Source organism: Limnobacter sp. (assembly GCF_036846585.1).
Classification (GTDB): domain Bacteria; phylum Pseudomonadota; class Gammaproteobacteria; order Burkholderiales; family Burkholderiaceae_B; genus Limnobacter.
The window spans coordinates 35,368-47,004 of the sequence record NZ_DAIUBR010000010.1; the positions used below are offsets into that span (position 1 = coordinate 35,368).

Annotated in this window: 12 protein-coding genes and 1 pseudogene; 7 read left to right on the forward strand and 6 right to left on the reverse strand. The window is 52.8% G+C overall.

The window, feature by feature from the left end:
• Positions 1–105: 105 nt before the first annotated feature.
• The 5 genes from coaE to V7028_RS06585 all read right to left on the reverse strand — a co-directional run bounded on the left by coaE (position 106) and on the right by V7028_RS06585 (position 5,631).
• The gene (gene coaE / locus V7028_RS06565; RefSeq protein ID WP_334119289.1) at positions 106–726 is read right to left on the reverse strand and encodes a dephospho-CoA kinase; all 621 of its coding nucleotides are present in this window, start codon (positions 724–726) and stop codon (positions 106–108) included.
• Positions 727–733: 7 nt separating this feature from the next.
• Complete coding sequence (locus tag V7028_RS06570) at positions 734–1,573, reverse strand: prepilin peptidase (protein ID WP_334119290.1); 840 nt, start codon at positions 1,571–1,573, stop codon at positions 734–736.
• On the reverse strand, positions 1,570–2,808 hold the full coding sequence (locus V7028_RS06575) for a type II secretion system F family protein (protein ID WP_334119291.1): 1,239 nt from the start codon (positions 2,806–2,808) through the stop codon (positions 1,570–1,572). Before V7028_RS06575 ends, V7028_RS06570 begins: the two co-directional genes overlap by 4 nt.
• Positions 2,809–2,829: 21 nt before the next feature.
• Entirely contained in the window at positions 2,830–4,527 is a 1,698-nt protein-coding gene (gene pilB, locus V7028_RS06580) for a type IV-A pilus assembly ATPase PilB (protein ID WP_334119292.1), read from the reverse strand.
• A gap of 111 nt (positions 4,528–4,638) precedes the next feature.
• Complete coding sequence (locus V7028_RS06585; RefSeq protein WP_334119293.1) at positions 4,639–5,631, reverse strand: polyprenyl synthetase family protein; 993 nt, start codon at positions 5,629–5,631, stop codon at positions 4,639–4,641.
• Between the two features lie 202 nt (positions 5,632–5,833).
• On the opposite strand from V7028_RS06585, the gene rplU reads away from it, so the two are divergent.
• From rplU to V7028_RS06620, 7 genes are all read left to right on the forward strand, one after another.
• The gene (gene rplU / locus V7028_RS06590; protein WP_334119294.1) at positions 5,834–6,145 is read left to right on the forward strand and encodes a 50S ribosomal protein L21; all 312 of its coding nucleotides are present in this window, start codon (positions 5,834–5,836) and stop codon (positions 6,143–6,145) included.
• Positions 6,146–6,161: 16 nt separating this feature from the next.
• A complete protein-coding gene (gene rpmA, locus V7028_RS06595) occupies positions 6,162–6,422 on the forward strand; it encodes a 50S ribosomal protein L27 (protein ID WP_105027263.1) in 261 nt (86 codons plus the stop codon).
• 123 nt (positions 6,423–6,545) lie between these two features.
• Positions 6,546–7,661 carry a GTPase ObgE gene (gene obgE, locus V7028_RS06600; RefSeq protein ID WP_334119295.1) on the forward strand — a complete coding sequence of 372 codons (1,116 nt, stop codon included), beginning with the start codon at positions 6,546–6,548 and terminating at the stop codon, positions 7,659–7,661.
• 5 nt (positions 7,662–7,666) lie between these two features.
• Positions 7,667–8,788, forward strand: a complete 1,122-nt coding sequence (gene proB / locus V7028_RS06605) for a glutamate 5-kinase (protein ID WP_334119296.1) — start codon at positions 7,667–7,669, stop codon at positions 8,786–8,788.
• A 19-nt stretch (positions 8,789–8,807) separates the two neighbouring features.
• Complete coding sequence (locus tag V7028_RS06610; protein ID WP_334119297.1) at positions 8,808–9,665, forward strand: alpha/beta fold hydrolase; 858 nt, start codon at positions 8,808–8,810, stop codon at positions 9,663–9,665.
• Positions 9,666–9,748: 83 nt separating this feature from the next.
• Positions 9,749–10,309: a pesticin C-terminus-like muramidase gene (locus V7028_RS06615; protein ID WP_334119298.1), complete on the forward strand. Its 561-nt coding sequence runs from the start codon at positions 9,749–9,751 to the stop codon at positions 10,307–10,309.
• An 83-nt stretch (positions 10,310–10,392) separates the two neighbouring features.
• The gene (locus V7028_RS06620) at positions 10,393–10,929 is read left to right on the forward strand and encodes a hypothetical protein (RefSeq protein ID WP_334119299.1); all 537 of its coding nucleotides are present in this window, start codon (positions 10,393–10,395) and stop codon (positions 10,927–10,929) included.
• A gap of 131 nt (positions 10,930–11,060) precedes the next feature.
• Here the strand turns inward: V7028_RS06620 and V7028_RS06625 are convergent.
• Positions 11,061–11,520: pseudogene (locus V7028_RS06625) on the reverse strand (RNA pyrophosphohydrolase); the annotation flags it as partial.
• Positions 11,521–11,637: the final 117 nt, after the last annotated feature.

An 11,637-nucleotide genomic window follows, 5' to 3' on the forward strand; every position in this document is an offset into this window, starting at 1 on the left:
CTGTTGTCCGTCTATAACTTGAGTCACCGATCCATCGCAATTAAAAGGAACATCATGCGTGATTGTGGCGCACCTGTGGTTTTCTTGCAAATAGCTAGGCCCTTTTTACGCATTTTTTATCAATTTTTGATGCAGAAAGTCTATTTTTTCAATCAGTTCGGGCAGGCTGCCCGTATTCTCGATCACGTGATCGGCACCCGCCAGGCGAACCTCCCGATCGGCCTGATTGCCAATCACTGCCCGAACCTGGACTTCGGGCCAACCATTGCGTTGTATCACCCGGGCCACCTGTTGATCCACGGGGCAATCCACCACAATCACCTGGTCCATCAATTCACCCCAGCCACCCTTTTCAAACAGCAATGGCACCACGATCAGAAAGTAGTGCGGGGCACCCTGCTCAAGCCGTTGCTGGACCACCTCACGAATTTTTGGATGCAGAATCTTTTCAAGAATGATGCGTTGTTTAGGGTCTTTGAAAACCAAGGTACGCATGTGGTCGCGATTCATGCTGCCATCGGGCAAAATGGCGTCCGCACCAAAAGCACGCCGTATGTTTGGAATGGCCCGGCCACCAGCGTGGGTCAGGCTGTGGGCAATTTCATCTGTGTCGATCACGGTGGCCCCCAATTCCTGAAGTCGATTGGACACCGCTGTTTTGCCTGAACCAATTCCGCCCGTCAGGCCGACAACCAATTGTGTGGGTTTTCGAAAGGCGCTGTGCATACCGCGGTTACATCCACTTGGCCAGGTCAAACCCTGCCATCCATGCAAATGCACCCATTACCAAACAGGGGCCGAAGGGGAACGCATCTGTTCTTTTCTTGCCTCGAATTGTTTGAATGGCAAGCCCGAATACAATGCCGGAGACCGAAGCAAACAGCACAATGCTGAACAGTGATGTAACCCCCAACCATGCGCCAATTGCGGCCAACAGTTTGAAGTCGCCGTAACCCATGCCTTCTTTTCCTGTGACCAACTTGAAAAGCTGGTAAATAAGCCACAACACCAGATAACCCAAGGCTGCGCCTGACACCGCACTTTCCAGCGGCACGTACTGTGCAAACAGGTTGAGCAGCAGGCCAGCCCACAGCAGGGGCAGGGTGATGCTGTCTGGCAGCAGGTAAGTGTCGAGGTCAATCAGCGCCAACACCAGCAGGCTGGCGACAAAAGCCATCAGTGCAAGTGCGGTGGAACCGGGCGGATTGAACCAGGCAAGGGCTGCGAACAAACCAGCGCAAAGCAATTCAACCATCGGGTAACGCACGGACACCTTGCTTGAGCAATGCCCGCATTTGCCGCGCAGCAATGCATACGACAGAACCGGAATGTTGTGCCAAAGCTTCAGCGGGTTTTTGCAGGCTGGGCAGTGTGAGGCGGGTAGGAACAGATTGAACCGCGGGTGTTCCTCTGGCTCACGCCCCTGGGCTTCGGCCAAGTCCGCATCCCAGCTTCTTTGCATCATGATGGGCAGGCGGTATGCCACCACGTTCAGCAAAGAACCGATGCAAAGCCCCAGCACAACACAAAACAAAAGCCATTGTGTGGGGTTTAGTGAATTCAATGTGGTCAAACAATGCCTCCGATGTTGAAAATCGGCATGTACATGCCAACAATTAGCACACCCACCAGCACACCAATGATGCACATGATCAGTGGTTCCATGACGGTGGACAATGTGTCCACTTTGTCATCCAGATTGATTTCATACTGGTTTGCCAACCGCTCAAGCATAGCGTCCATTCGTCCAGATTCCTCCCCGATTCGTATCATCTGCACCGCTTCAGGAGGAAAAATTCTGGTTTGCTCCATGCTGTCCGATACCCGGGCACCCGATGCGACGGCTTGGCGAATTTCCAGCGTGGCGTCTTGAAAGCTCCGAATTTGTGCAACGCTTGCGACAGACTCCAGTGCCGAAGTGATGGGTACGCCGGACGAACTCAGTGTTGCAAACGTGCGCGTCCACCGCGCATACACCGCGGTTTTGATCAGGTCGCCCACAAAAGGTGTGCGTAAAAGAAACACGTCCAGCGCGTTTCGGATCTTCTGGTTTCGACGGTATGTTTGAACAAGGCAGTAGACCCCGAGGGCCAACATGCCGAGAAGCATCAAACCGTGTTGTTGCAGAAAGTCGGATGCGGAAAGCAGGATCGTGGTGAGCATCGGTAACTCGGCTTCAAACTGCGCGTAAATCGACTTGAATGCGGGCAGTACAAACAGTAGCATGCCCACAGTGACAGCCACGGCAACCAACACCACGATGCAGGGGTAGACCATTGCCTTGCGTACCTTTTGGCGAATGCGCAGTGTTTTTTCCAGGTGTATGGCCAGCCGGTTCAGTGCCGTATCCAGTTCGCCGGCGCTTTCCCCGGCTGCAAGCGTGTTGCAGAACAGGGCGTCAAAACAGCGAGGGTGTTTGCGCATGGCATCGCTCAATTTCAGACCACTTTCAATGTCAGCGCGAATGGCTCGAACCACGGTTTGCATCGGCTGTTTGGACTTACTGGTCATGCCGCCAGCAATCAGACCAAGGCTTTGGCCCAAGGGCACGCCAGACTGGATCATCACAGCCAATTGACGCACAAAAGCGCTGACCGCAGCCAAATTGATTCTCGCGCCGATACGAGATTTTGCTTTTTTTAGTGACGCAGCCTTCACCCCTTGCCGACTAAGCTGGTAGCGGGCATGGTCTATTGATTTTGCTCGAATTTCTCCGGAGCGCGCTTTGCGACCAATCCCTTTGGATCGCTCGGTCCACAGGAACAACTGATCACTGGCTGGTGCTTTTTGTCTCAGGTTTGCATTCATTGCGCGCGCTCGTCACTCGAATTAATCGGCTTTTGTCGCGCTCAGAATTTCCTCAATGCTGGTAATGCCCAAGCGAATTTTCGCAAGGCCGGATTCACTCATGCTGGCAATGCCCTCTTGCCGGGCAAGCCGTTCCATGTCCAGGGCCGAAGCCCCCGAAACAATCAATTCCTGCATGGCCTCTGATACTGGCAGTACTTCATAAATTCCTGTGCGACCTGAGTATCCTGTCCCATTGCATGCCTCGCAGCCCACCGCACAGAAGGGTGTCCAATCCTCTTGGGGGACCTTGTTCATCAGGCCTGCCGTGGCCAAAGCAGGCAGGCCTTGCGGGTGGGGTGATTTGCAGTTGCACAATTTGCGAACCAAACGTTGCGCAATGATCAGGCTGACCGACGACGCGATGTTGAAGGTTTCCACGCCCATGTTTTTCAAGCGGATGATAGACGACACAGCATCGTTGGTGTGCAGCGTGGACAGCACCTTGTGGCCCGTCTGTGAAGCCTTGATGGAGATGTCGGCGGTTTCCAGATCGCGAATTTCGCCAACCATGATCACATCCGGATCCTGGCGCAGCAAAGCACGCAGTGCTTTTGCGAAGGTCAAGCCGATGCGTTCGTTGATGTTGACCTGGTTGATGCCGGGCAGGTTAATTTCGGCGGGGTCTTCTACTGTGCTGATGTTGATCGAATCGTTGTTCAGCATTTGCAAAAAGGTGTACAGCGACACTGTTTTGCCACTGCCGGTGGGGCCGGTGACCAAAATCATGCCGTGAGGTTTTGCCAGCGCTTTTTCAACTGCGTCGCGTTGCGCGTTTTCAAAGCCAAGTTGTTCCAGTTTCAGAAGCGATTTGCTTGAATCGAGGAGTCGCATCACGATTTTTTCGCCGAACAGCGTGGGCAGGGTGCTGACGCGGAAATCGATTTTTCGCTCGTCAGCACCCAGCGTCAAGCGAATGCGGCCATCCTGAGGTATCCGGGTTTCAGTGGTGTTCAAGCGGCTCATGATCTTGATGCGGGCTGCAATTTTGGCCCTGGCTGCCAGCGGTGGCTGCGAAGTTTCCTGTAGCACGCCATCAATGCGAAATCGAACGCGGTAGCTTTTCTCGTAGGGTTCGAAATGAATGTCTGACGCGCCTTTCTTCAATGCATCGCTCAAAATTCGTTGTACGAATCGGACAATCGGGGCGTCGTCTACATCGGGCGAAGTTTCCTCGCCGTTGCCGTCGATGGATTCTGAGGCCACTTCGGTAAGCAGACCGTCGTCCATGCCTTGAGATGGGTCATTTCTCTCAATGCGGCTCAACAGCTTGTCATACTCCACAACCACCGGCTCAACCTGCAGTTGGGTGCGAAATTTCAATTGTTGAATGGTGCTCAGGTCGGTAGGGTCGGCCAGTGCCACGCTAAGCGCGCCGTGCCGCCGGGATAACACAAGGGCTTCCAGACCTTTTTCGGCCTGAATCAGGTCGTTGTCCAGACCGTCGCGGGCTTCGTCGAACTGGCTTAAATCCAGCAATGGGTAGCCAAAATGCTGTGCCACGGTGCTGGCCAGCAAGTCGGCGCTCACAATGCCGTTGTTGACTATCCACTCGGCAACAGACCGGCCTTGAGCTTCTTCGGCTGTGAGCTGGTCCAATTGATTGGCGTCGAGAATTCCCTTGGCGGTCAGTGCCCGCACAAGCCCCGAGCTTTTGACAACTACACTGCTGATGCTCATAGATCATGTCCTTCAAGGTGAACGGTTGGCTCAATTGCTCTATTGCCTAACTATGCGTATTCAGTATGTACTTATCAATCACCTAGGCGGATGTTTTTCCGGTTTGGGCTTTTAGCTGTTGCGTGTCACGGCGACATCACACAGGGTGGCAAGTGCGTCCTTGTAAGGCGTGTCGCGCAGATCAAGCAAGCGCTTTTTTGCGCAAGCTGCCAAATCGATCGCTTTGGTGCGGGTGTAGTTCAGTGAACCCGTTTGTTCAATGCTGGCCATAATGGCGTTTACATCTTGCGTGCCACCGTTTGCAATTGCATCCCGAATTTGAGCTTGTACTTGTGGCTCGGCATGCTGCATGGCGTGAATCAGGGGCAGGGTGGGTTTGCCTTCGCGAAGGTCGTCCCCCACGTTTTTACCTAATGCAGCACTTTCACCGGCGTAGTCCAGCACATCGTCAATCAATTGGAACGCACTGCCCACTTCTGCGCCGAAGCGGCCCAGGTTGGCGATTGTGTCCCTGTTCTGGCCAGTCACAATGCCCGCCAGGCGGCATGATGCTTCGAACAGCTTGGCCGTTTTGAAGTCGATCACCTGCATGTAGCGGGCCTCGGTGACGTCGGGGTCTTTGCAGTTCAATAATTGCAGCACTTCGCCTTCGGCAATGGTGTTGGTGGCCTCGGACAGCACATCCATTACATCCATCAGGCCAATTTTCACCATCATCTGAAAAGAACGGGAATAGAGAAAGTCGCCCACCAGCACGGCTGCGGAATTGCCATATTCCGCATTCGCGGTAAGGCGGCCACGGCGCATGTCTGATTCATCGACCACATCATCGTGCAACAAAGTGGCCGTGTGGATGAATTCAACAATTGCTGCCAATTCAATGGCTTGCTGCAATTGCAGTGGCTTGGCGCCCAGTGCGCGGGCCGTGAGAATGACCAATGCCGGGCGCAAACGCTTGCCACCGGCATTGATGATGTAATCGCTGATCTGGTTGATCAGGCTGACCTCGGAATGCAGGCTGGCGCGGATAACTTGATCAAGCTGCTGCATGTCGACGGCAATGGGCGACAACACATTTTTCACACTGGGCACGGGGCTGGGCATGGGTTCACTGGATGTGAGGATGATTTAAGTTGCGCATATTGTACTTGAGGGTGTTTGGGAAAAGCCGCAATGGGTTTACAGAATGTACGCACTTTGCCCACAAGGCTTTGACAACATTGCACTTTCCGAGCATAATTGCGGGCTATCCGAATTTTTTCGGATTCATTTCATTGAAAGTAAGATTAAGGTTTAGGGGTCAACTATGTACGCGGTCATAAAAACCGGCGGCAAGCAATACAAGGTTGCTGCTGGTGAAAAACTTAAAGTAGAACAGATACCTGCTGACATTGGCCAAGAAATCTCTCTGAACGAAGTGCTTGCCGTAGGTAGCGGTGACACGGTTAAAGTGGGTACTCCACTGGTTCAAGGGGCTTCGGTCATGGCAGTTGTTTTGGCACACGGTCGTCACGACAAAGTGAAGATCTTCAAGATGCGTCGTCGCAAGCACTATCAAAAGCGTCAAGGCCATCGCCAGAACTACACTCAAATCCAGATCCAAGCCATCAACGCTTGATAGAGGAGAATGACTCATGGCAAGTAAGAAAGGCGGCGGCTCTACGCGCAACGGACGTGACTCAGAAGCCAAGCGACTGGGTGTGAAGGTGTTTGGCGGCCAGGCAATCAACGCCGGCGGCATTATCATTCGCCAACGCGGCACACGTTTTCATGCTGGCGACAACGTCGGCATGGGCAAAGATCACACATTGTTCGCACTGACCGATGGTCAGGTGCAGTTCTCAGTGAAAGGCGCACTGCGTCGCAAAACTGTGAGCGTGGTCAGCGAGGGTTAATTCCCCTTCGTTTGCACCGCACACCGTGCTTGGTCCAATAGCCCTGCATTGCAGGGCTATTTTCGTTTTTGGCCAGGTACATTCATTTTTAAAAGTAAACAGGCAAAGTCAGCAGGATCAAGCATGAAATTCATCGACGAAGCAACAATTGAAGTGTTTGCAGGCAAGGGCGGCAATGGCTCGGGCAGCTTTCGTCGCGAAAAATTCATTCCCAAGGGTGGCCCCGATGGTGGCGATGGTGGCAAGGGCGGCAGCGTGTTCGCCGAGGCCGATCGCAACCTGAACACCCTGATCGATTACCGTTTTTCCAAGCAACACCGCGCCAAAGGCGGCGAAAATGGCCGTGGCTCGGATTGCTATGGTGCGGCTGGCCTCGACATTGTGTTGAAAATGCCCGTGGGCACCACCATTGTGAATGCTGAAACCGGCCTGGTTGTGGCCGACTTGACCGAACATGGCCAGCGCGTGCTGATTGCCCAAGGTGGTGATGGCGGTTTGGGCAACATTCACTTCAAAAGCAGTGTGAACCGCGCCCCGCGCCAGTTCACCAAGGGCAAAGACGGCGATTCAGCCCGCTACAAGCTTGAATTGAAAGTGTTGGCCGATGTCGGTTTGCTGGGCATGCCCAACGCAGGCAAATCAACCTTGATTGCGGCGGTGTCGAATGCCCGCCCGAAAATTGCAGATTATCCGTTTACAACCCTGCACCCCAACCTGGGTGTGGTGCGTATTGGGCACGCACAAAGCTTTGTGATTGCCGACGTACCGGGTTTGATTGAAGGTGCCGCCGAAGGCGCGGGCCTGGGCCACCAGTTCTTGAAACACCTCAGCCGCACACGGGTGTTGTTGCATCTGGTGGATTTGGCTCCTTTTGACGAGAACGTAGACCCGGTGTACGAAGCAGCGGCCATTGTGGAAGAGCTGCGCAAATACGATGAAGACCTGTGGGCCAAACCCCGCTGGCTGGTGTTGAACAAGATCGACATGATTGCCGAAGAAGACCGCAAGGCAAAAATCGACGATTTCGTGACCCGTTACCGCGAAAAAACCGGCTGGCAAGGCCAGGTGCACCCCATTTCAAGCTTGACTGGCGAGAACACCGCCAACCTGATGCGTTCGGTGTACGAGAACCTGGTGCAGCAGATGCAGGTGGAATTTCCGCCCGAGCCCGATGCGCGTTTCCGAGAAAGCACGGGTACACTCATCAATCCCCAAGAAACTGGCGACGATCAGGAGTAAATTCCGTGGCAGGGAAATCTCTGGCAAATCAACGTGTGGTGGTCAAAGTAGGCAGCTCCCTTGTTACCAAGAATGGCGAGGGTGTGGACATGGCGTCCATTCGAGCCTGGGCGGCCCAAATTGCCGAGCTGGCAAATCAAGGTTGCGAGGTGGTGCTAGTGTCATCGGGCGCAATTGCCGAAGGCATGAAGCGCCTGAAGTGGGCCAAGCGCCCACGCGAAATCCACGAGCTGCAGGCCGCTGCCGCGGTGGGGCAAATGGGCCTGGTGCACGCCTACGAAATCGGCTTTGCCGAACATGGTCTGGTGTGCGCGCAGGTGTTGCTGACCCACGCAGATTTGGCCGACCGTGAACGCTACCTGAATGCCCGTTCTACCCTGTATTCACTGCTGGGTCACAAAGTAGTGCCAATTATTAATGAAAACGACACCGTGGTCACCGACGAAATTCGTTTCGGCGACAACGACACTTTGGGCGCGCTGGTTACCAACCTGGTTGAAGCTGACACGCTGGTTATTTTGACCGACCAAGTGGGCTTGTACAGCGCCGACCCCCGCAAGAACCCCGATGCAAAGTTCATTGTTGAAGACATGGCAGGCAACCCGGAACTTGAAAAAATGGCGGGCGGTGCGGGCAGCAGCGTGGGCACTGGCGGCATGATCACCAAAATTCTGGCGGCCAAGCGTGCAGCACGCAGCGGTGCAGTAACTGTAATTGCCAGTGGTCACGAACCCAATGTGCTGGTTCGCCTGATGAAGGGCGAGTCGGTTGGCACTTACCTGAAGGCCCCTTTGGGTCGTTTGGCAGCGCGCAAGCAGTGGATGGCCGACCACTTGAAATTGAAAGGCTCACTGTTACTGGATGCTGGCGCGGCCGACGCACTGCGCAAGCGAAAAGGTAGCTTGTTGCCAATTGGCGTGACAGGTTGCCAAGGCAACTTTCAGCGTGGCGACGTAGTGGCCTGCGTAAGCCCCGAAGGCGAGGAAGTGGCGCGCGGCTTGGTGAACTATGCCGCAGCCGAGGTTAAAAAAATTGCCAAGCAACCCACCAGCGCGATAGAGTCCATCCTTGGTTATCTGGATGAACCCGAGCTGATTCACCGCGACAACATGGTGGTATTGGCTTAACACGAATTGGAGAGCGCGGATGGAACTGTCGATGTGGAAAAGCAGCGGGCAGTTTTTTGACTGGAAAGGTCATTCCATCTTTGTTCAAGATACTGCGGCACCCAACAAGCCGGTGCTGTTGCTGATCCACGGTTTTCCCACCGCCAGTTACGATTTTCATTTGCTGTGGCCCGATCTGACCGAAACCCACCGCCTGATTGCATTCGACATGCTGGGTTATGGCTATTCCGACAAGCCCCGCACCTGGCAACATTCCATTTTTAATCAAGCCGACATTGCCGAGGCGCTGCTGAAAAGCAAAGGCATTGATGAATGCACCATGATCACCCACGATGTGGGGGACACCGTGGGGCAAGAGCTGCTGGCGCGCCACGCCGAAGGAAAGTCGGGTTTTCGCTTGAAGCGTGTGGTGATGTTCAATGGCGGCTTGTTTCCCGAAACCCACCGCGCCATTCTGGTTCAAAAATTGCTGCTAAGCCCGCTGGGTTTTTTGTTTGCCCGTTTTATGAAAAAAGAAAAGCTGGCCGCCAGCCTGCGCAGTGTTTGCTCTGCTGGTTTAAGCGATGCCGACATTGATGCGGCTTGGACGCTGATGGCGCACAAAAAGGGCAACCTGTGTATGCACCTGTTGATTCAGTACATGCGCGAAAGGCAAGAAAACCGCGACCGCTGGGTGCAAGCTTTGCAGAAAGCTGACATGCCGTTCACGCTGATTGACGGTGTTGAAGACCCCATTTCTGGCGAACACATGGTGCAGCGTTTTGAAGCATTGGTGCCGGGCAAACAAACCATTCGTTTGGCTGGTTTGGGGCACTATCCACATTTGGAAGACGCGGCAAAAGTGCTGGGGGTGTTGAAGCCGCTTCTTGCGTACTAGCCTGTCTGTGATTAACCCAAAAGAGTTGTTTTTGCTCCGCTTTTCGATCGTCGTTACTCTCTATGTTTTTCCGGAGCGTTTTAATGTCGTTTGAAGTTGATTATTCGTTTCTTTCCAAACTGGAAGGCGGTTGTAAAACTGGCGGTTATATTCCTGATCTGGAAAGAAGCAAAAGTGGGGTAACGATTGCAACAGGCTTCGATTTGGGGGCTAGAAATGAGTACGATCTACGTCAACTTGGCATTCAAAGCACTTTGCTCAATAAACTGGCGCCTTACCTTGGTTTGAAGAAACATGACGCAGCCAAGAAGCTCGGGAAAAGCCCTTTGAGTATTTCTATATCGGAATGCTTACAGATTGATAAAGCGGTTAAAACCCACTATCTGACTCAACTCGCCAAGCGATACAACGATGCGATTTCAAGTGGCGCTACGAGATTTGAGAATTTAACACCGGAATTTCAAACAGTAATTACTTCGGTGTCGTTTCAACACGGACTGGAGTTGGCACGATCTGCGCCAAAGTTTTGGGCGTCAATCGTGGCTCAAGACTGGAAGCTCGCTGTAAAAATTCTTCGCAATTTTGAGGACGAATACCCCACGAGAAGAAATAAAGAAGCTGATTTGATGGAGAAGGTGCTTTGAGAGTTCTCCTGTTATTGACATCTATTATTCTCGCAGGCTGCTTGAATTCCCAAAGCAATTACTTGTGGTTGGACAATCGGGTAGTGGAGAAATTGCAAAACACGTCTTCGGAGTTGACTCTTTCAAGGCCTAAGCTCGAGTTTTCCAATGGAGGCACGGTGTTCAACTGTGAGCAATATTTTCACAAAGAAGGCGATATTGCAGAAAATTCCGCAAATTATTCAGCACGTTCGCATTATTTAATTTGCGACGCATTGAGGGTGGCTAAGGCATGGCCGCCTAAGTCTAGTGCTAGAAAGTTTGATGGCGATTTGTCGCTGTGTTCAAAAGTGAATTTGACCAGCTTCAAACATTCTCTAAGACCCCGAGTTGATACCGAGAACGCCACGCTGACCCAGTTGTTTGGTGTGGAAGCGGTTGACGGCGTGAACACGTGTACCTTCCAGGGAGAAGGGCGAAACTTTGTGCTCAACGCGGTTTTACGCGTTAAGGAAGAGGAAGAGCCGCAGAAGCTTTGGGTTTGGGTTACCGATGAAATATTGGACGCGACTTACCGTTCATATGCACCTGTTTGGTTTACTTTTGATGAAACCAAAGGCATGTGGGTTGCCAGCAAATAAAAAAACGCGAACCGGTTGGTTCGCGTTTTTTTATGTCGACTCAGGTTTTTCTTGGGCTTCCTCGGTTTTTACTGCAGGTTCCCAGTTATCGCCCTTTGGCATTCGCCTGGGGTCATTTCTGGAAAACAGCAGCTTGGCCAACTCTCCCAATGCTTGTTTGTACACTTCCCGTTTGAAATCAATTACGTTTTCAAGTGGAACCCAATACTCGTTCCAACGCCAGGCATCAAATTCAGGGTGCTCAGTGGCCCGCAGGCTGACATCACAATCCCTTCCAACCAATTTCAGCAAAAACCAGATTTGTTTCTGGCCCTTGTAGCTTCCCCGCCATTCCCGTCGAATCCAGTGATCGGGCACAGTGTACCGCAGCCAATTCCTGGTTCTTCCTATAATTTCAACATGTTCTGGCAACAAGCCAACTTCTTCGTGCAATTCCCGGTACATGGCTTGTTCTGGCGATTCACCATGTTTAATTCCGCCCTGCGGAAATTGCCAGGAATGTTCACGAATTCGCTTACCCCAAAAGACCTGCTTTCGGGAATTGGTCAAAATAATGCCGACGTTGGGACGGTAGCCTTCTTTATCAAGCATACGCGCCCCGCAGATTTCTTTACAATTCACAGTCATTATAAGCACCAGCCTGCGTTTGTACACCTAGGGTATCCGCGCTGCGGGCGGATAAAAGTACAATCTCATTTCTAACCAATT